The organism is Proteiniphilum sp., from assembly GCF_034331125.1.
Lineage (GTDB): Bacteria > Bacteroidota > Bacteroidia > Bacteroidales > Dysgonomonadaceae > Proteiniphilum > Proteiniphilum saccharofermentans.
In genome coordinates this window covers 1-22,163 of record NZ_JAXQGC010000007.1, presented here as the reverse complement: position 1 = coordinate 22,163, position 22,163 = coordinate 1, and the positions used below count along the sequence as shown (strand labels likewise).

The following is a 22,163-nucleotide window of genomic DNA, read 5'->3' as shown; positions in this document are numbered from 1 at the left end:
TTATCTCTTATCCTCTGATTATCAACTTCATTTTTAACTGCGAAACATCAGTCATATACAAAATCCTCCTCAAACCATTTACCTTTTTCCAATATTAGCCTCTCCCTCGGAAAAGCATCCTCCGGTAAAAGTATAATATTTAAAAGTTCATTTTCGAACTTTCTTTTTAACGCTATGAGTTCAGGATATGCTTTCTTGCCTAAATTCCTGATATTCATAAGAACTCCGTCCCGCTCAATTAGGTAATCATATATAAAATTCTCAAAATTGATTTTACCTAACCATCTGGCTGTCCGTTTAGAACAAGACGAAACAAGTTCATTATATTTTTTTTCAACTAAAATCTTTTTTAGGGGAGACAAGTAGTTAAATAATTCGGCAGGAGAAATAAGTTTATCATTGAGGGCATGGTGAAGATCATTCTCAATCAACTCTTTTACTTCTGATTTTCTATCATATTCCGGCTCTTTTTTTTGATGGTCCCCAATTTGGGGTTCTTTAAGCTGAAAAAGAATGTCTTTACATAGTGTTTCTAATTCAAGCGAGGTCCTGTGGCCTACATTTCGAATTTCCATAAAAGACCCACCCTCTTCATAATAGGTAATAATATCATAGAGGGTGTATAGATCTATATAAAGACAACAATTGAGTGCGCGAACGGATAATTTTCCATTGTCATGAAGGTCGCGGATTGGGATATTCTTCAATGATTCTTTTAACATAGTAAATCTTAAACGAGTAATAGGTTATACAAAATATGTAACTGTTATGTATTGATCCTCAAAGATAGATAAATAATGCTATAAATAAAAAAATCTGAAAATAGGAAATTTCTTCATATTCTTATTTTAATTACTATTTTTGTATTACCTTGGGGAGTCGCCTTGATAAAACAGATTGAGTCTGTTGGTAAAATGAAAGTCATTAGTCCTCCGATAGGATGAATTTGGAAATGATGTATTGGGTATATAATAGCTATGTGTAAGCAATAACAAATTTATAGTAGTGAATACAAAAATAAGGATAAATATACTGACGGTCTTCTTCTTCGTTCTCTCAGTTATTTTAGCGATCCTGCTGCTGGCAGGGAATAAAAGGGCTGAGAAAGAGAGAGGATACGACAGTTCATCGGTGATGAATCGTATTTCCTATATACAGGAGCTGGCATTGGTCAGGTATAACTATACGGGAGTGATCAGTTATAAAGACTACCGTAAGTTTTTAAATATCAATGTGCCGCTGACCGACAAATATTTTTTACTGAAATATAACGGATATATTAAGGCCGGAGTGGATTTTAACCGGATAAATGTGACTGTAGATAACGACACTACTATTCATATCTCGATTCCTAAACCTAAAATACTGGATACAGTGATTGATGAAAAATCAATACAGGTGTACAATGAAAGCGAGAATGCGTTTAATCCCATTAAAATATCGGATTACAACGAGGCGATTTCACGGGAGAAAAATGTGATGATCCGTGATGCAGTTGAACAGGGTATCTACAGGCAAGCGACCGATGAAGCGAAGATTGCTATCACTTCGCTTTTGAGAGAGATGGGTTTTAAAGATATCCATATTACAGAAGAACTGGTCATGCCACAACTGAACTAATGTGCCAACCCCGACAAGTCGGGACAAACAACTTTCAACGGAGTGAAGCATAGTTAAATGTGCCAAGAAACTAATATGTAAATTTACAAATGGGTCTTGAATCTTGGTTCTTGGCTCGTGGTTCTAATTTTAATCGTATGAGATTCACATTCAGGTTATACTTATACTGGGTATCCATTTTCCTGGCTTTTTACGTTGGGATTATCGTAGTAGTCTGTTTTTTGTGGAGGGTGCAAGTCAATCTCTGGCAGGCGGCGTTAGTGTTTTTTATTGTCGGTATGATCCCTCCCGCGATCATTACATATTATTTCTCAAAACGGCTCGATTATATGGAATCGGATGATCCTGATCCTCCCTCTTTTTCCGGTCAGAAGACAGAGCTGTTTCACTTTAACGGACGGACAGAATACCCTTTCGATGAGGTGATGCAGCGGATCGACCGCCAATGGATCATCTCTTATTCTGATAGGAAAAAGAACATCCTGAAGTTCAGAACAGATGCGCGAATGACCTCATGGGGATTAGGGGGATACCTGAAGATGGAGGATAAAGAAAAAATCCTGGTCATCATTTATCCTATCAATCCACGATCAAAAAGAGAAAAACTGATGGTAGAGCAATTACTGCAACTTATGAAATCGGTGCTTGGTTGAAAGGATAACCTTCACAGTAACGGATCACCTCCTCATTCACAAACCGGACAAAATCATTGTGCTGTTCTTTGGTGATCATGTTCGGATAACTTAGTATAAGTAGCTCCTGTGGTTCTGCCTCGAGGCGATAGGGTAGGTGCATAAAGCGATAGGGAGTGAGCGTGTAACCAGCCCGTTCATAGAACTGTAAGCGACGTACCGATAATTCATTGCTGAGGGGATCGATTTCGAGAATGATGGTATGCTCCGAATCACGCAAATATTTCAACATCTGAGATCCGAAACTTTGTCCTCTAAGCTCAGGGTTAACTGCAAGGTACTCCAGATAGCGATAAGAGTCCCATTCCCAGAAGAATATCAACCCTATCAATTCCTCTCCTTCCCATGCCGATAAGGGAAAGAATCGCTCATCTGCATGAGCACGCAAATGATCGTCTTTTTTTCGTCTTTCCGCTAATGGAAAACTCTCTTCATACAATTTCCAAATCCTTTCCCAGCGCGCTGTATCGGTGGGATCAATCCGCAAATATTCCATTTATAGCCTCATTGAAAAGTTAGTAAAGACCTGTAGGTCTTATTCCATTGTGTGCAAAGATACCATAATCCTTTTAAACATGAAAAAATTAAATCTCGCACATCCCGTCCGCATTGCATGATTTGCCTTTGGTTACCTCCGGCACCGACGCTGCTTCTTTTTCTGTCCGGTTTTTCCAGTCACTATATGCTTTGTTCAGCACTTTTACAAACAGATCTACCGGTTCCGAACCTATAATGGCCTGCCGCCTGTCCATCAGAAAGGTGGGTACAGTATCAAACCCAAGATTGGCCGCTTCCTGCATATCTTGCTTTATCTCATAGAGATAGTCGTTGCTATCCAACATGCGGCGTATCTCTTCTTCCTCTAAACCCGCCTCTTTCCCGATAGAGACAAGCAACTCCCAATCGCTATAATCCTTAGCTTCTTCGAAATAGGCTTTCGACAATTTTCCCAGGACAACGGAATCCAGTTTCTTTTCTGCTGCCAGTTTGATTAATCTGTGTGCGTCACGTGTATTGGCAGCAATTGCGTTGGGAAGAGCAAATGGAATACCTGCCCCGTCAGCCAGCCGCCTGATCCCGGCAAACATATTATCTACATTTTCTTCAGAATAGCCTGCCATGTCCGTTAAGTATTGCTTGACAGGGATACCCTTCCCTTTGTCCGGAAGGCTGGGATTGAGCTGATATGCTTTCCATTCGAGAATTACTTCATCAGCATGATCAAACTGCCGAAGCGCCTTTTCATAATGTATTTTACCGATATAGCAATAGGGGCACATGATATCGGTCCAAACTTCTATCTTCATTTTGATCTTATGTTATCGTTTCTGTGATTAAAGTAAACAAGTTTTCCGCTGTTTTGTTTAACAGGTTGTATGTGTTTATCCATATCCGGTTTTTTCGTTAAGCGACATACAGAAGATGAATTTTCTTGTTTAAAGTAAACTTGCCGGAGATGACTTTTATTTATTTTTTATACTTTTGAGGGTTGTTTTAAATCGATGATAATGTTTACGGCAGACTATTTAAACCGGTTTGACAGGAAATACCCACAGGACAGTCCTGTGCCTGATGCCTTTAAGAGCAATGAAAGTTTCACTTGGGTGGATATCTTTAGAGTTCCGAAATGAAAAAACAAAAAGAAGATCAAGGTATTTTCACAGAATATTTTAAAGCTTTTTACCTGCAATATGCCGGAGATCTGGTCTTTTTTGCCCGGCAGTTTGTAGATACCCATGCAGCGGAGGATATTGTCCACGATATTTTCCTTAAGATATGGGATAAAAGGTCGACGATCATTGTGGAAGAAAATATCAGAAATTACCTTCTGTCTATGGTTCAACATGCCTGTTACGATTATTTGAAACATCAACAGGTGGAGGACACTTTTATGGATAAAGCTGTTCAACAAGTTAAGTTGGACGAATTAAAATATTACGAATCGTCGAAAGACTATTTCTGGGATAAAGACAAAATGGAAGCTGTTTATGCTTCTATTGACAAACTGCCGTCTAAACGCAGGGAGATTTTTAAAAAGGCCTATCTCGAAGGACGGAAGCATATCGATATTGCCGAAGAATTGGATATTTCGGTCAGGACGGTAGAGACACATATTTACAAAGCCCTGAAATTTCTCCGGGATAGTCTGATTACTTTTTTCTTTCTTCTTTTTTTGATATAAAATTTTTACTTTTCACACGATTATTTTATTTTTTTACATTTTTGATATGCTCGCTTCGCATAAATCGATTGATGACTAATTATATTATGCACTCTCATTATTTATTTTTTTTTATATAAAAATTTTTCAAAAATAATACGTAGTTCACTTTTAACAATCGTATATATAATATATACAAGAATACTCTAAATTTAATGATACAATTTAATTGCTTAGATTATTAATCTGTTTTGGCAAAGCAACTGACGATAAATTGAACCCAAAAAACTTGTTGAGTTCTGGTGAGTTATGGCAAAAGAACAAATAGTTCGACAAAAAGATATGACCAATGAATAAAGACGTTCCGGAAATAGTAGTACGTGTGCTTCAAGGGATTCATACTGAGGACGATATGCATGTTTTCTTGCAATGGTATCATTCTTCACAGGGAAATAAAGATATTTTCTTCCAATTAAAACATATTTATGACTTTCGTAAGGGAGAGAAGTACCCCGATATAATAGAATTGGAGGCAAGTTGGGAGCGTTTATGGGAGAAACTTAAAAAACAATCCGCAACACATATTTCATCATCAGAAACGAACCGGGACAAGCGTTATAGCAGCATCATACGGTATGCAGGAGTAGCAGCAGTTGCTATTTTGCTGATGGTTGTTGGAGTCCGTTTATTTTACAAGGGAAGTGATCAGACAGTATGGGTCGAAGTCCGGACCGGAGCCAAAAGTGGGATACAAACTGTCCGGTTATCTGATGGATCTGTTGTTCGGTTGAACGCTTCCTCCTTATTCCGGTATCCGGAAAAGTTTGGTAGAGGAGAGAGGGAAGTATATCTGGATGGAGAAGCATATTTCAGTATAACAAAAGATGACCGGCATGATTTTATCGTTCATGCCGATAAACAGCGGATCAATGTGTTGGGTACCGAATTTAATGTTTTTGGCTATTCTTCAGACTCTTATGTAATTACAACTCTTGTGACTGGAAAAGTGAAGCTGGGGACGTATGATAACGAAGGCAACCTTAAAAATGAAGTTGTGATGTATCCGAATCAACAGATCTATTTTGACAAGCAGTCTTATCAAACGACTCTGTCGGAAGTAAATACATTGGACGTTACATCGTGGATGAATGGTATTTATTCTTTCAGAGACGCTCCATTAGAAGAAATAGCCCGTCGCTTGGAGAAGATATACGGTATTACCATTATTATTCTGGATGAAGTGGATAGGAAGGAAGAATATACGGGAAAGTTCTTTGCCCATCAAACAGTAGAAGAAATTGCAAACGTCCTTAATTTCAAAAGGCAATTCCGGTTACAGTTCAGTGATGATACGATCTTTCTTCAGAAAAGATGATCAGTATAATTCAAAATAGATTAATAACTTATAAAAATAAATGCCTATGAGAGAACCCTGAAATAATAAATAAAGCCAGGAGACTGCGCCAACAGTATCCCGGCCCATAATTCGTTTTCAATTAATTAAATCACCTCTATTGTCTCACAAGCAACAGTGGAATACTATTTTTTAATTTATCAAAAACATACAAAGATATGAATAAATTAACAGATCCCCATAGACTTATATGGAGAAAAAAACCTTTAACCGTGATGTTCATTTTTGTCTTTCTGATTACCGGGAATTTTAATGGTTTTGCCGGTGATTATGTCCAAAATGAAAAACTATCGGTAAAGATGCAGCAGGCAACCTTTGATGAGATTGTTTCTGCTATTGAGAATCAGTCTGATTACGTGTTTTTTTATAAAAGCAGTGATGTGGATCGCAACATTCACTATGATGTAGACCTGGAAAACCGGAATATCCATGAGATACTGGATCAGTTAATGGAAAATTCTTCACTTACTTATAGAATATCCGGAAAGTATATTTTCATTGATAAAAAAGTGGATAGCAATGAAAAGGTGAATAAGGAGAACAATGTGCTCCAACAAAAGAAACAGATCACCGGAACAGTTATCGACGCCCAGGGAGAGCCCATTATCGGAGCCAATATTATTGAGCAGGGTACAAACAACGGTACCGTGACCGACATAGACGGGAATTTTTCTTTACTGGTAGAAGATAACGCGGTTATCCGTATCTCCTATATCGGTTATATAGAGCAGGAAATAAATACAGCCAATACAACCACCTTTAATATTACTTTGCAGGAAGATACTCAGGCATTGGACGAATTGGTGGTCGTGGGATATGGCGTTCAACGCAAATCCGACGTAACCGGTTCCATCTCTGTATCTAGAGGTGAAGATATTTTAAAGCAACAATCATTCAGTGCACTGGACGGATTGAAAGGAAAAGCTTCCGGTGTGAATATATTTTCCAATTCGGGCCAGCCTGGCGGAGCTTCTCGTGTTGTGATCCGCGGAACCGGAACTATCAACGCAAGTACCGATCCTCTTTATATCGTGGATGGTGTAGCGATGGAGAACTTCCAGTACATGAATCCCAACGATATTGAAAGGATTGAGGTGCTGAAAGATGCTTCTTCTGCAGCCATTTACGGAGCACGCGGTGCGAACGGTGTGATTCTTGTCACCACCAAGCGTGGATTGAGAGGTACAGGAGTAAGGGTTAGCTACGACGGTTCGGTTGGTGTAGGTACCATGGCAAGCTATATGGATGTGATGAATGCTTCCGAATGGATTGAAGCCTTTATGATCGGTCAGGAAAATGCCAATAAATACCAGGGCAAGAATTATTCACTCAACAAGACTGATTACTTTACTGATCCCAACTTGTTTGATGCCAATGGTAATCCGCTGTATGATACCGACTGGCAGAGAGAGGCAACCCGTACAACATTGTCGCATAACCACCAGTTGAGTATACAGCAGGGGAATGAATTTTCATCCATCGGGGCATTTCTTAATTATTCCGATTATCAGGGTCTGATGCTGAATTCCTATCAGAAGCGTGTGAATGCGAAGCTTACGTATGATGCAGATCCCACTCCATGGTTGTCTACTTCGGTAAGTTTGTTCGTGAACCATACCTGGGGGAACGAAGCAGAAGAAGATGGTGGCCACCAGATGCCTCGCCGTTCCATGATCGAGATGGTGCCCTGGATGCCAGTTAAATTTCCTGACGGAAGATGGTCGAACTCCACCACTGTGAGTGATGCATTGGGGCTTGAAGGGATGGCGAATCCTGTCCACGTTTTGGAGACCCAGGAACGTACCCGGGAACGTACGCAGATCTTCGGTAATACCGAACTTACATTTCATCTGGCTCCCGGTTTGGATCTGCAAACACGTTTGGGGATTACGAAATATCAAAACCAGTACCGCAATTATTCTCCCACCGATCTCTCCAATATTTCCTATCCTAACGGAAATGCTTGGATCGAGGATCAGAGCACTTTGTTCTGGCAGGAAGAAACTTTCCTTACCTATATGAACACGTTCGATAAACACCGTATCAACGGTATGTTAGGTTTGTCATGGCAGGAAAGAATTTACAGGTGGAACCGCGGAGAGACCGAAGGATTCTCCGATGACTTCTACGGAAATAATAATATGGGGGTAGGTACATTGCCGAAGAACCCCACGTCGGGTTACTCGAAATGGGCCATGAACTCTTACTTCCTGAGAGGTGCCTATACTTATGATGATAGATATTCGGCCACAATAACGGGACGTATGGACGGTTCATCCCGTTTCGGTGCAAACAATAAGTATGCATTCTTCCCTTCTGCCGGTCTGGCATGGGTGGTATCGAACGAAGATTTCTTCAGTACCAGTATTGTCAACAACCTGAAATTCCATACCAGTTACGGTATTACCGGTAACTCTGAGATCGGTACCTATGAATCTCTGGCTATGATGGGTAGTGGTAACGTGTTTATTAATGACGCCCGTCAGAGTGCCGCATGGCCGGGCCGTTTGCCTAACCCCGACCTGAAGTGGGAAAAGACCCATCAGTTCGATATAGGTGTTGATTTCGGCATGTTCAATAATCGCCTGAGTGTTGAGGTATCTTATTACAACAAACAGACAAAAGACCTGATTCTGCCGCGTCCCGTTCCCCGTACTACCGGTTTTGGTTCGGTAACGGACAATATGGGACAGATCACCAACCGTGGCGTCGATCTCTTGATCAACTCTACCAATATCTCTACCGGCGACTTCACATGGGGAACCATATTGAACCTGAATTACAACAAGAACAGGATCGATGCATTGGGTGAAAATAATGAAGATGTATTTACCGGTCCCAGCTGGGTATCCGGATATCAGACTATCTTCCGTGTAGGTGAGCCTTTAGCTGCATTCTGGGGATACGAAAGATTAGGTTACTGGACTGAAGAAGACAGGGCGGCAGGTTTGATTCCCAGCGGTCAGATCGTAGGACAGGCCAAACGTTCTTCTGAAAAGAAAATTCTTGGTAAAGGCATGCCCGATTTTATGGGTAGTTTCATCAATAATTTCAGTTATAAGAATTTTGATTTGACGGTGGACTTCCAGTTTGTATATGGTGTGGAAGTATTGCAACAGTTTACCCACTCTACGGAAGACCGTTTCGGACTTACCAACGGTGAAAAATCGATTCTTTATGATGCATGGAGACCGGGTAAGACAGACGCCAAGACCCAGGCGATACGCAATGGCACCCGTGACGGTCAAAGTTCTGAACTCGATTCACGCTGGGTAGCCGACGGTTCATACCTGCGTGCCAATCTGATTCAATTGGGATACAATTTCAATCCCGGTACCATCAAGGCATTAAGTAACCTTCGTATTTATGCCGGTGTGAGTAACTTATTCCTTATTCACGCAAGTGACTTCAGAGGTTATGATCCTGAGGCAACATCGCAGTCGGGAACCAACGCCAAGTTTGGTCAGAATATGTTCTTCTTCCAGTACCCTAAGCCAAGAACATTTACACTGGGATTATCGGCCACATTTTAAATCTTGTAAAAATAAACGACAATGAAAATAAAGAATATATTTTTAGGTTTCATGCTCTTTTGTTTCGCACTTACGTTCAATTCATGCGAAGGTTTTTTGGAAGAAAAGCCGAGAGAGAATATGGACCTTGGCCAGTTTTATCAGACTGCCAACCACGCCCGTTCCGGTGTCAATGTTTTATATAACACCGGTTTGATCACCTATTATGATGCAGGAGTATATAATGGAGCAACCATTGCATGGGGACCCTATCTTTCCGGCTTGTATGACAATGAATACAAAGGACAGGAGGTAATCGTGCAGTACAGCCAGGAATTGACAATTAGCGCATCTAATATTGCCAATCAGATGAATACGCTATGGGCTAACTGTTATACGGCAATTGCCCGGGCCAATACGGCATTGAAGTATATCCCGGGAATTGAAGATGTCAGTTTTGCTGCGGGAGAAAAAGAGCGGTTGATCGCACAGGCGAAATTTTTCCGTGCTTTCAACTACTTCCACCTGGTGAAGTTCTATGGTGATGTGCCTCTGGTAACAGAACCTTACGAGTCGCTCGAGAACCTCTATATTCCACGTGATCCCTCGTCAGCGGTATATGCACAGATTGAACAGGATCTGAGAGAGGCAATTCCGGTTTTGGCAGATGCCGCCTTTGTAGATAATGGTTTCAGGATTACAAAAGCTACGGCAGAAACATTGCTGGCCAATGTGTATCTACAGATGAGCGGTTACCCATTGAACACCAACCGTTATGCAGATGCAGCAACTGCGGCCCGGAGCATTATCAATGCAGGAAGGCATAGTCTGACACAACACCTAAACCACGAGGAAGGAAGTGCCTACAATGTCCTTCGCACCAGTGACGACCTTAAGGAATATGTTTTCACCAGAGAACGTTCAGCCACGATTACTGATTACCAGAATCGTTGGGTACAACTTTCGTTTCCTGTTTATGCTGCTGCCTGGGGTACTTTCAAGTACACGTTGACAAACAATGCGATCCGGCCGATGCCCACATTGATCAATGCGTATGATCCGGTAAACGACCTTCGTATCCAGGAAAGACAGTTCTTCTTTACGCAGTATCCGGATCAGAATGGGAATATGTCTCAATTTGAACAACCTTCTCCCTGGTTCTATGTGGATGAAGAGGCGATGTTTGAAACAGGTATCAGTGGCAAAGATTTCCCGATTTACCGCTATGCAGAGGTGTTGCTGATTGCTGCGGAGGCTATCGCCCGTTCAGAAGGTGTGACGGCTGAAGCAGTCGGCTATCTGGCCGATGTGCGTGCACGCGCATACACTACCAGAACAAGGGATCAGATCGTTTCCGAATTAAGCGGCCTTTCACCGGATGCTTTTGTTGAGCAGGTATGGGCTGAGCGTATCCGTGAATTCAGTCTTGAGATGAAGATCTGGGACGATATACAGCGTACACGTAAATACCCGGTAACTTCTGCAGATAATAAAGGTGTAGTAACTTTTATCGATGTAATCGGAGCCCAAAATCCCTGGGGTGCTACATTCCAGGAAAAACACCTGTTGTGGCCCATTACTGATCAGGAGTTACAGCGTAATCCTTCACTGACACAAAATCCTGGCTATTGATTAGCTTTTACGGAATAGCCTTTATAAAAAGAAAACCCGGGAAATTCTTCCGGGTTTTCTTTTGAATAGGCAGGGGAGCCGCTGAGGTTTTTGTATACCACTGGTTTTAGATGCAAAAAAACAGTAAACGATTGGTTTTTATTTAAAAAGCTTAAATTTGCATCCGAAACTAATATGTCAATGAAGTCTCAATACCCTATATCCAAGATAGATACATCCTCTTTCCGGATTATATATGATTTATATTTTGAACCGGTATGTCTGTTTCTGAATTATTATACCAGGGATGTAGCGGCTATTGAAGATGTGGTACAGGATGTTTTTGTCAGTTTGTGGGAAAATAAAGAATATTTGGAAATCCAATATCTGAAAACCTATCTTTATAATGCAGCCCGTAACCGGATGCTGAACTATTTGCGGAACAAGGAGAAAAGAGTTGTTTTGCTTAATAAATGGATAGAGGAGAAAGAAATGGCAGAAGCAAGTCCTGATTGCTATGATATGGAAGAATTCTCTGCCATATTGAAGAAAGCAGTTGATCAATTACCGGAAAAATGCAGGGCTATTTTTGTCCTCAATAAAGAACGGAAACTTACTTATCAACAGATTGCAGATCATTATCATATCTCGGTAAAAACAGTAGAAACCCAGATGTCTATCGCCCTGAAACGAATTCGAAAACAGGTTGCTTCTGCTTTAGAATGAGGGATGTGTTATAAAACATATTTTTTGCCTTAAATAAAATAAATTTTCTTTAGGGGTATTTTACTTTTTAAGGGTCTCTATTATAAATGACATAAAAAGAGATGAAAGTACCCTATGAGCAAATTGCCGCTTACCTGAGTGGAAAAGCACTTCCCTGGGAGAAGGCGGAAGTAGATGAATGGCTTGCGGAAAGCGCTGAACATCGTTCTCTCTTTCGTTCCCTCGAAAAAGAATGGAGCTTCCTTAAGGAGGAGACCCCGCTCTCATTACCGGATAAGGAGCAGGTGTGGACGAAGATCCGGGGAATGATAGATCTTCCGGTTACAGCCGCATCATATTCAAAACAAGTATTGATTAAATATATCAGTTTAACAGCTTGTATTGCCTTGCTTTTTGGGGTGGCTCTCTCATTGCTGTTTAATAGCGGAAGAGGGGAGTCTACACAGTTTACAGCTTATGCCCCTTTGGGTGAAAAAGCACAGCTTACCCTTCCCGATTCTTCGAGGGTATGGTTAAATTCCGGTTCCACACTAACCTATTTTACTCAATCCCGTCAACGTAGGGTCCATTTGCAGGGAGAAGCTTTCTTTGAAGTGACAAAAGATCCCCGTAAGGTATTTATTGTTCAATCGGGAGACGTGAGCGTGCAGGTGCATGGTACAAGTTTTAATGTTTCTGCTTATGATACAGATCCAGATATAGCGGTTTCACTTGAGAGCGGATCGGTGTCACTCTTTAATAATAAAAATGGAGTTGTCTTGGCACAGTTGCAACCTAACCAGATGGGACGTGTTTCGAAAGCAGACCTGAGTTGCAGTATTGTTGCCGATGACACTGGCATAACCAAACTATGGACGAATAACATACTGAAGGTGTATGACAACAATATTTATGAAGTTGTAAAAAAATTGGAGCGTTGGTATGGAGTGGATATTACCCTTGAGAATGCGAATCCTGATTCACGTTATACATTTGTTGTTAAAACCGAATCAATGAAAGAGTTATTGGGATTATTGAATAAAATGACGCCAATTACTTATAAAATAGAAGGAAAGGAGGTGACTATTCATCTAAGATAGAGAATTACCGAAAAGAAAAAGCACGAAGAACGGGCATTCCTCATGCTTTTAAACTAAACGTCATTACTCATTCACTTCTTTGTGCTATCGATTATTTATCGATAGGCATCACATGATTTTTGATCGTTTAGAATTACAAATATAGTGAAAGCCGAGAGAAAAGCCAAGCTTGCATGAATTATTCCGTTAAGTGAGTACAGAACGAGTTTACTCGTTTTGTCGAATGCGGGAATAATCTAACTTGTTGAACTTTTCCGAGGCGCATCCTATATTATTCAAATTTAAGTAAAAAAACAATTCAACTAATTTAAATCATATTTATCATGTGTAAAAAGGTATTATTATCCTTTTTGTTATTCTTTCTGTTAACCAATGTGCATGTCGATAATATGCAACGTGTTGATGTTAAGTTGAATAACATAAGTCTAAGAGAATTTTTCTCTTATATCGAGAAAAACTATCCCTATACATTTATGTATGACAACACCGAAATCAATGATAAAGAACGGATTTCGGTGAATGAAAGAAATCAGCCGATTACAAATGTATTGGCATCTGTATTGAAGGATAAGGGTATAAGCTATGAAATACAAGGTTATCAAATAATCTTGTCGAAGAAAGATGCTATTGATCAATCAGATGTCAGGCAGGCAGGACGAAAAACAGTAACCGGAAAGGTACTGGATGAAAACGGTGACCCTGTGATCGGAGCAAATATTGTTGAAAAAGGAACAACCAACGGAACCGTAACCAATATAAATGGGGATTTTACATTGACCGTAGAAAACAATGCTGTAATTCAGATTTCTTATATCGGTTATCTGGTACAGGAGGTCAACTCGACGGGAAGGAATTCCGTCAATATTGTTTTACAGGAGGATTCAAAAACACTGGATGAAATTGTGGTTGTGGGCTATGGGACAATGAGAAAACGGGACTTGACAGGTTCAGTATCATCCATTAAATCGGAAGATATACAGCGTTCGCCTGTTACCTCGCTTGACCAGGCTATCCAGGGTAAAGCAGCCGGGGTGCAGGTGTCACAAGCCTCTTCAGCTCCGGGTGGCAGGGTTCTGATCCGCGTTCGTGGGGGTAACTCGTTAAGTAGTAGCAATGAACCTTTGTATGTTGTAGATGGTTTTCCCGTCTCTGCAGGAGGTTCGGCAGGAGGTAACGGTACGGCACAGAATCCGCTGGCTACATTAAATACGGCGGATATTGCTTCTATAGAAATATTGAAAGACGCATCGGCGACGGCAATCTATGGTGCCCGAGGCGCCAATGGTGTAGTTTTGATTACAACAAAAAGAGGAGATATAGGAAGACCACGTGTTACTTTGGATGCTTATCATGGAGTGCAAACCGTAGCTAAAAAACTTGATATGATGAATGCCCGGGAATATGCCACTTTAGTAAATGAAGCAAGGGCTAACGACGGGCAAAGTCCTGTATTTCCCAATCCGAATAATCCTTATTATTTCCCTGACATTTCTGCTTTAGGTGAAGGTGTTGATTATCAGGATGAGGTATTTACCAGCGCTCCCACTCAAAATTATAATCTCAGTGTAGTCGGTGGTAATGATGGAATTCGTTATTCTGTCGGGGGAGGCTATTTCGGTCAGGATGGGATTATTAAAAACAGTAATTTCAACCGCGCCTCTTTCCGTTCCAACCTGGATATTAAAATAGTGCCGAGTCTGACGGTCAGTACCAATATCACGGCCAGTCACAGTTGGGCAAATGGAATGCCTTCCGAAGGTGACGGAGGTGGCGGTACAGGTGGCGTTGTGCATGGCGCCGTTGTGATGCCCGCATCCGTGCCTATCTATGATGCAGATGGTAATTATACGATGACAAATCCTACCCCGGGAGGTACCCCCAGTAATAATCCTGTTGCTACGGTCAATCATTATAAGGATAATCAGGAAATAGATCGTTTCCTGGGTTCTGTCGATGCAAACTGGGAGATTATGAAGGACCTGACTCTGAAAATTACTTTTGGGGCAGATTTGTCCACAGCCAACAGGGCTTTTTACTGGCCTAAACAGACACATAGGGGAAATTCCAAAAATGGGGAAGCAAATCAGAGGTATCGTAAAGATGTATCTTACCTGAATGAAAATATCCTGACTTATAACAAAGTATTGGGAGATCATTCATTTAATGTGGTGGGTGGTTATACCTGGCAAATCTTCCATTACAAACATTTTGAAGCATCTTCAACCGGTTATTCCACAGATTTGTATTTAGCCAATAACTTAGGAGCCGGAACCACCTATGGACAACCCGGATCAAACAGGTCGCAAAACCAATTGGCATCCTATTTGGGCCGGTTGAATTATATTTATAAAGACCGGTATCTGTTTACATTGACGGCACGTGCCGACGGTAGTTCTAAATTCGGAGCGAATAATAAATGGTCTTTCTTCCCTTCTTTTGCGGTGGCCTGGAGAGCTTCTGAAGAAGCATTCCTGAGGGAGGTGGATTGGTTATCTAATCTTAAAGTAAGAGCGAGTTATGGAAAGACAGGTAATCAGAATATAGACAATTATAAATCGTTGGCTATGCTTGGAACCATGAATTATGCCTTAGGAGGTATGTTGAATTCAGGTGTAGGTCCTAATAATATTCCGAATCCCGATTTAAAATGGGAAACAACAGCCTCTACAGATGTAGGATTGGATATAGGATTATTTAATAACAGGTTGTCTCTGGTTGTAGATTATTATTACAAAAACACCACTGATTTATTGTGGAATATCAGTACCCCAAGTTCGGTTGGATTTGGTTCGATATTTAAAAACATCGGAAGTCTGGAGAATAAAGGATTGGAGATAACTTTAGGAGCAGACGTCTTCACCGGGGAATTCAAATGGAACACCCAAATGAACTGGTCGAGAAACCGGAATAAAGTGTTGGAAATACCAGGATATACCCCCAGTACGCAGGGAACCCTGTCCGGACACTTGAAAGTAAACGGAAGCTGGCTAGAACCCGGGTTACCGGTAGGTGTATGGAATCTGTTGAAATATGATGGCGTATTTCAGGATCAGGCACAATTGGAGGCCGGTCCACGCTCTTCGGCTAATGACAAGTTGGGTGACGCCCGCTTCGTCGATAAAAATGGAGATGGAAAGATCAATTATACCGACGACCGCATGATTGTGGGGGATCCAAATCCCGATTTTATCTATGGCTGGACCAATAACTTTTCTTTTAAAGGATTTGACTTCTCGGTATACCTGCAGGGATCGTATGGTAATGACATCATTAACATCCAACGTGCAGAAACGAATATTTCAGGTCCCTGGGGAAATCAGCGCAGGGAGATCCTAAATCGCTGGACACCCACCAATACAAATACAAGTGTTCCAAGAGCACGCGTGACTGTTGATCCGCTGTTGTTGCAATCAGACTGGTTGATAGAGGATGGCAGTTATATGAGGGTTAAAACAATGACGTTGGGTTATACATTCGGGAATGTCAGATTTATGAATTCTCTCCGTCTTTACGTAACCGGCCAAAACTTGTTTACCATTACCAATTATAGTGGTTTTGACCCGGAAGTGAACTCCCAAGGGAATAGTAATCTCCAGTTAGGAGTGGATTATAATGCATATCCGTCTGCTAAGGCGGTGCTGTTTGGAGTGAATATATCATTCTGATTTACTAATTATTAAAGTGTGATTATTATGAAGGTTAAACAAACAATATTCGCCTTAGTCGCCATTCTATTATGTTTGAATGGTTGTCATGACAGTTTTCTGGAAGAGAAAGTGTACAGCAATATTACCCCGATCAATTTTTATAAAACCGAGGAGGATGCCAAGGCAGCCTTGATCTCTGTCTATAATACTTTGCGTCACAGCAATGCTTTTCAGCGTCAGATCATACTGGCTGCGGAATATCCCGGGGAAGCAACATGGAATAACTTTTCCGGTGAAGCCTGGCGTACGGAAATGGATCAGTTTACATGGACAACCAGTTCTACCGGATTTTACCAAATATGGTCTCAATTATACGTTACTATCAATCGGGCAAATACAGTGCTTACTTATCTGGACAATATCGAGTTCAAAACTCCCGGTTTAAAAGAGAAGATAATTGGTGAGACACGTTTTCTCCGTGGACTTGCTTATCTTTATCTGATCCGTTTCTTTGAGAACGTGCCTCTCAAAACAGAAGAGAATATGGCTGAAATTGAAAGTTCAAATGAGGGAACAAGTGAAGCCGTCTGGACACTTATTTTTGATGATTTTGAATATGCCAAAAATAATCTGAACCCGAAGAATAGCGGTGCGGATGTGGGAAGGGCCACTGCAGGGGCAGCGCAGACCATGTTAGCCAAAGCCTATTTGTCATATGCGGGGAAACCCTGGAATAAATCGGAATATTGGAGTAAGGCGGCACAGGAAGCGAAATCGGCCATTGATAACAGTGCTTATGGTTATGACCTGGAACAAGATTATGAAAGAGTCTTCTTGTTAGAGAATGAACACGGTTCCGAGTATATTTTCAGTGTGGAGTATGAAAGTTTTATGTCACAAGGTTGGGACTGGCCCACTTTTACGGGCATCAGAAGCGGTGACCAGATTAAGTTGGATGGATGGTCGTCACTTACGGTAGAAACAGAGTTTTTCAACAGTATGGCAACAACAGATAAACGAAGGAGTAAAACTTTTGTCCTTTCTTACCAAGGGGTAAACAATCCGGACAGAACTTATACATATCCGGAAAGTATAGCAATCCCTCACTATAATAAATATATCGACAGGACAGATGTTGGTAACGGTACGGCAGATTATGCCCTGAATCATTATATAACCAGATTCTCAGATCTGTTATTGATGCATTCTGAAGCTGAGAATGAATTGAATGGCCCTACTGAAAATGCGTTGTACGGAATTAACCGTGTACGGGCGAGAGCCGGTCTTCCTCTTTTAAAAGCGTCTGATTATACCAAGGAAACGCTTCGGGAAGCCATTTTCCAGGAGAGGTTATGGGAATTATGCCAGGAAGGTCATGTGTGGTTTGATATGAAACGGATGAATCTGATGACCACACGTATTAAAAAATACAAAGTAGAAGAGAAACATTATGTTTTTCCCATTCCTCAGAATGAATTGGATGCTAATCCTAATTTAGTACAGAATAGCTTGTATAAATAGTAGTTATATGTTAGACCACAGAGTAAAAAATTATTGGATTTTTCATTCTGTGGTCTAAGATTTTATATATTTTCGTATTATGAAACGGGCTCGTACATCCTAAATCTTGTATCATGATTTTTATGTCTAAATTTTTAATCGCATGAAGAAGATCATTTTATTGTGTGTAAGTTTACTGACTTTTTTGTCTTATGGACAGCAGACAGAATCCCTGTATCTGTCCGGTACGGGAAGTGATAATACGGTGTTATGGGATTTTTTCTGTACGGTAGGACGCAAAAGCGGGGAATGGGCTAAGATCCCCGTTCCTTCCAACTGGGAGTTCGAGGGGTTTGGCCAGTTCACTTATGGACATGATAAGGAACGCATCAATGAGACTGGCCTGTATCGCCATTCATTTGTGTTACCCGAGATATGGAAAGGGAAACAAATTAATATCGTATTTGAAGGTGTGATGACAGATACCGAGGTGAAGGTAAACGGGCAAGTTGCCGGAGAAATTCACCAAGGAGGTTTTTATTGTTTTAAATATGATATTACAGATTTACTGAAATTTGGTGAAGATAATCTTCTGGAGGTTACTGTTCACAAATCATCTTCGAATGAGTCTGTAGAAAATGCTGAACGAAAGTCCGATTTCTGGGTATATGGAGGAATATACCGCCCGGTATGGTTAGAGGTGCTCCCGAAGGAGCATATTGACCGGGTTGCCATTGATGCCCGATGTGATGGAATTTTTCAAATGGATGTTTTCCTTAGCGATAATATAGGGAATGCGCAGGTAACGGCTCAGGTAAAAACGCTGGAGGGTAAATTATTTGGGAATGCCATCACTGCTAATACGGACAAATCCGGCATAACCCGTTTATCCGCAGAATTTGATAATCCTAAATTGTGGTCATCCGAGTTTCCGAACAGATACCAGGTAGAAGTATCTTTCATTAAGAATGGAAAAAACGTACACAATATTACAGAAAAATTTGGGTTTCGCACTGCAGAGTTGCGTCCGGGTGATGGGTTCTATATAAACGGGACCAGGATAAAGTTTAAAGGGGTCAACAGGCATACACACTGGCCTACCACAGGCAGGGCTACCAGCTATTCCATCAGTTTAATGGATGCCCTTCTGATAAAGGAGATGAACATGAATGCTGTCAGAATGTCGCATTACCCTCCCGACCGGCATTTTCTTGATATATGTGATTCTCTGGGACTGTATGTCATTGATGAGCTTACCGGTTGGCAGTCCATGTATGACACCGAAGTCGGTAAGAAACTCGTCCGGGAATTAGTTGTCAGGGATGTGAATCATCCGAGTATTGTAATGTGGGCAAATGGCAATGAGGGCGGATTTAATTTCGATTTGGTGCCGGAATATCCTAAATTCGATATTCAAAAGAGGCATGTTTTCCACCCCTGGTTGGAGGAAGAATATACCAATACCTATCACTATCCTGCATACGGGGTAGGAACCAATTTTTTGTTCAATGGGAATAAATTGTTTTTTCCGACGGAGTTTATGCATGGATTATATGACGGTGGGCATGGTGCAGGATTGGATGATTTCTGGAACCTTATTCAATTCAATCCTTTGGGTGCCGGTGGATTTTTGTGGGATCTGGTAGATCAGGGTGTGGTTCGAAGTGATAGGGATAACGAGATAGATACCGATGGCAACCATGCTGCTGATGGTATTGTAGGGCCTTTTCGTGAAAAAGAGGGTAGTTTCTATACTATCAAAGAGATTTGGTCGCCCGTCTATCTGGAGGGGACCACATTCCTGCCTCCTTCGTTCGATGGTGTTTTCAGGGTACAGAATCGTTACCATTTTACAAACCTGAATCAATGTAGCTTTACGGCAAAATGGATCAATTTCGATTATCTTGCCGGTGTAAAGAACGAACTGGAGACGGATGTTTCCGTGGCAGATATCCCTCCGGGGTTTAATGGGCTGATAAAAGTTTCGCTCCCAGAGCATATTTCCGATTATGACGCTTTGTCTTTGACCGCTACCGATATATATGGCAGGGAGATTTATACCTGGACGAGAACAATTACTCCTGCTTCCCGGTATGCCTTAAGATTAATTGAAAGAGAGAATAATATCGTTAAGCAGGAGGAGCAGAATGGCGAAATTATATTGAGTAGTAAAGATGTCAGGCTTGTAATAGATCGAACGAGTGGAGTTATCCGCCAGATTGAGAGCAATGGACAACGATTGTCCCTTACAAATGGACCCAGGTATACTAACGGAAATATGGCCCTGGATGAACTGGATAAAGTTGTGGAGGATAATCTGGAGAAAATACGACTGAGTTTTAGGGATGAAAACAGCAGCCGGCCGGGTAGGCGAAATGTGATTACGTTATCATTGCTACCTTCGGGATGGATTGAGATTGACTATTCATTTGATGTGGGAGGTTATCATGATCACATAGGGATCACATTTGATTATCCGGAAGATAAAGTAAAACATGTCAAATGGCTGGGGAACGGGCCTTACAGGGTTTGGAAAAACAGGATGAAAGGAGTCTCTTTCAATATCTGGGAAAAAGAGTATAACAATACCATTACCGGAGAGTCATGGGAATATCCTGAATTTAAAGGGTTTCATTCTAACCTGTATGCGGCAGACCTTGCCACGGATGAAGGGATCCTGCGGATAGTGGCAGCTTCTGAAGATTTGTTTCTCCATTTGTTCACTCCGGACAATCCGGTGAAGCGTAATAACGATAATACACTCGGAGTGTTCCCGGATGGGCAGCTGTCCATACTCAACGCAATCAGCCCGGTTGGAACGAAATTCAAACAGGCTAAAGAACTTGGACTGCAGAGCCGGCAGAATTATTTTTTGAGTTCCGGACATGCTGAACCATTGAGAGGAAAAGTCTATCTGAAATTTATTCCTTGAAATGACCATGCATATTATTACACATAGTTGCAATCATAAGACAAGAGAAACTTAGGTAAACACTCAAATAAAAACTAACCAAAAATGAAGAAAATTCTTTTTTTTATTGCAGGGATATTATTATTCCTATCTTGTAGTATGCATAAGGCAGATTCTGTTTTTGCCCCTGGGACGATCAGGCAGACAATGAACAAAGTGGCTGAGTGGCAAATTAAAAATCCACGCCATGCCCCGAATGACTGGACGAACGGAGCTTTTTATGCCGGGCTATTTGCCGCCTGGGAGACAACAAAATCGCAGACAATCTACGATGCAATGATGGCGATGGGAAATGATTCCACCCAATGGCGGCCATATAAACGCTGGTATCATGCAGATGATATTGCCATTTGTCAGACTTATATAGATTTGTACAGGATTGAAAAACACCAGGAGATGATTCAGCCTACCATTGACACTCTTGCGATTTTATTTGAGAATCCCTATCCGTATAAGGGAATTCAGGTAATCAAATGGTGGTGGTGCGATGCCTTGTTTATGGCTCCGCCGGTATTAGCGAAATTAGGAACGACGTTAAATGATCCGACCTATTATCAATATAATGATCAATATTTCAAAGAATGTTATGATTTGTTGTATAATAAGGATGAGAAACTTTTTGCCCGTGATTTGAATTATGTCATAAAAGGGGATACAACCGATCGCTGGGAAGCAAATGGGCAACGTATTTTCTGGTCCCGTGGTAATGGTTGGGTCATGGGAGGTCTGGCACGGCTTCTGGAGGAATTACCGGAGGATTATCCGGAGCGACCTTTCTATGAACAGCTATTCAAGGAAATGGCAGGACGTGTATTGTCTCTCCAGCAAGAGGATGGATTATGGAGAGCCAGTTTGCTTGATCCGGATTCCTATCCGGGTGGGGAAGTGAGTGGTTCAGGATTTTTCTGTTATGCGTTTGCCTGGGGGGTAAATAATGGTTTATTGGATAGTAAGACCTATAAACCTGCCATTGAGAAATGCTGGGAGGCTTTGAATAATTGTGTGAATGAAGAGGGTCGTGTAGGATGGGTACAGCCCATCGGGGCAGATCCCCGAAAGAACTTTGATGAAAACAGTTGGGAGGTGTATGGTACCGGAGCGTTTTTACTGGCGGGAAGCGAAGTGATTAAACTGCGTTAAGTTGATTAAAAAAAGTGGAATTTATTATTCCACTTTTTCTTTGTATGTCGGGCATGGTATTAAACTGGCAGGATGCAAGTTCCTGTATGT

At 41.3% G+C, this 22,163-nt stretch carries 15 protein-coding genes; 12 read left to right on the top strand and 3 right to left on the bottom strand.

What is annotated here, in order from left to right; translation table 11 throughout:
- Positions 1-47: 47 nt before the first annotated feature.
- Positions 48-575: a hypothetical protein gene (locus U2P89_RS02315; protein ID WP_322190516.1), complete on the bottom strand. Its 528-nt coding sequence runs from the start codon at positions 573-575 to the stop codon at positions 48-50.
- Between the two features lie 430 nt (positions 576-1,005).
- Here U2P89_RS02315 and U2P89_RS02310 point away from each other — a divergent pair, with 430 nt between their 5' ends.
- A complete protein-coding gene (locus U2P89_RS02310; RefSeq protein WP_076929516.1) occupies positions 1,006-1,620 on the top strand; it encodes a DUF4230 domain-containing protein in 615 nt (204 codons plus the stop codon).
- 137 nt (positions 1,621-1,757) lie between these two features.
- A complete protein-coding gene (locus U2P89_RS02305; protein WP_019538954.1) occupies positions 1,758-2,273 on the top strand; it encodes a hypothetical protein in 516 nt (171 codons plus the stop codon).
- Here U2P89_RS02305 and U2P89_RS02300 read toward each other — a convergent pair.
- Both U2P89_RS02300 and U2P89_RS02295 read right to left on the bottom strand, forming a co-directional pair.
- On the bottom strand, positions 2,251-2,808 hold the full coding sequence (locus U2P89_RS02300; RefSeq protein WP_313381779.1) for a GNAT family N-acetyltransferase: 558 nt from the start codon (positions 2,806-2,808) through the stop codon (positions 2,251-2,253). The genes U2P89_RS02305 and U2P89_RS02300 overlap by 23 nt on opposite strands.
- A gap of 88 nt (positions 2,809-2,896) precedes the next feature.
- Complete coding sequence (locus tag U2P89_RS02295) at positions 2,897-3,619, bottom strand: DsbA family oxidoreductase (RefSeq protein ID WP_313381778.1); 723 nt, start codon at positions 3,617-3,619, stop codon at positions 2,897-2,899.
- Positions 3,620-3,939: 320 nt separating this feature from the next.
- On the opposite strand from U2P89_RS02295, the gene U2P89_RS02290 reads away from it, so the two are divergent.
- The 10 genes from U2P89_RS02290 (at position 3,940) to U2P89_RS02245 (ending at position 22,073) form a co-directional block, all read left to right on the top strand.
- Positions 3,940-4,494, top strand: coding sequence for an RNA polymerase sigma-70 factor (locus U2P89_RS02290; RefSeq protein ID WP_091908174.1), 555 nt, complete (start codon positions 3,940-3,942; stop codon positions 4,492-4,494).
- Positions 4,495-4,822: 328 nt separating this feature from the next.
- Positions 4,823-5,848: a FecR family protein gene (locus tag U2P89_RS02285; protein ID WP_313381883.1), complete on the top strand. Its 1,026-nt coding sequence runs from the start codon at positions 4,823-4,825 to the stop codon at positions 5,846-5,848.
- A 197-nt stretch (positions 5,849-6,045) separates the two neighbouring features.
- Positions 6,046-9,420 carry a SusC/RagA family TonB-linked outer membrane protein gene (locus U2P89_RS02280; protein ID WP_322190515.1) on the top strand — a complete coding sequence of 1,125 codons (3,375 nt, stop codon included), beginning with the start codon at positions 6,046-6,048 and terminating at the stop codon, positions 9,418-9,420.
- A gap of 21 nt (positions 9,421-9,441) precedes the next feature.
- On the top strand, positions 9,442-11,031 hold the full coding sequence (locus U2P89_RS02275; RefSeq protein ID WP_322190514.1) for a RagB/SusD family nutrient uptake outer membrane protein: 1,590 nt from the start codon (positions 9,442-9,444) through the stop codon (positions 11,029-11,031).
- 180 nt (positions 11,032-11,211) lie between these two features.
- A complete protein-coding gene (locus U2P89_RS02270; RefSeq protein WP_322190513.1) occupies positions 11,212-11,736 on the top strand; it encodes an RNA polymerase sigma-70 factor in 525 nt (174 codons plus the stop codon).
- Between the two features lie 101 nt (positions 11,737-11,837).
- Positions 11,838-12,815, top strand: a complete 978-nt coding sequence (locus tag U2P89_RS02265; RefSeq protein ID WP_313381886.1) for a FecR domain-containing protein — start codon at positions 11,838-11,840, stop codon at positions 12,813-12,815.
- 323 nt (positions 12,816-13,138) lie between these two features.
- A complete protein-coding gene (locus tag U2P89_RS02260; RefSeq protein ID WP_322190512.1) occupies positions 13,139-16,480 on the top strand; it encodes a TonB-dependent receptor in 3,342 nt (1,113 codons plus the stop codon).
- Between the two features lie 27 nt (positions 16,481-16,507).
- Positions 16,508-17,983 carry a RagB/SusD family nutrient uptake outer membrane protein gene (locus U2P89_RS02255; RefSeq protein WP_322190511.1) on the top strand — a complete coding sequence of 492 codons (1,476 nt, stop codon included), beginning with the start codon at positions 16,508-16,510 and terminating at the stop codon, positions 17,981-17,983.
- Positions 17,984-18,125: 142 nt separating this feature from the next.
- Positions 18,126-20,894: a glycoside hydrolase family 2 protein gene (locus U2P89_RS02250; RefSeq protein WP_322190510.1), complete on the top strand. Its 2,769-nt coding sequence runs from the start codon at positions 18,126-18,128 to the stop codon at positions 20,892-20,894.
- 84 nt (positions 20,895-20,978) lie between these two features.
- Positions 20,979-22,073: a glycoside hydrolase family 88/105 protein gene (locus U2P89_RS02245; protein ID WP_076929530.1), complete on the top strand. Its 1,095-nt coding sequence runs from the start codon at positions 20,979-20,981 to the stop codon at positions 22,071-22,073.
- Positions 22,074-22,163 lie beyond the last annotated feature (90 nt).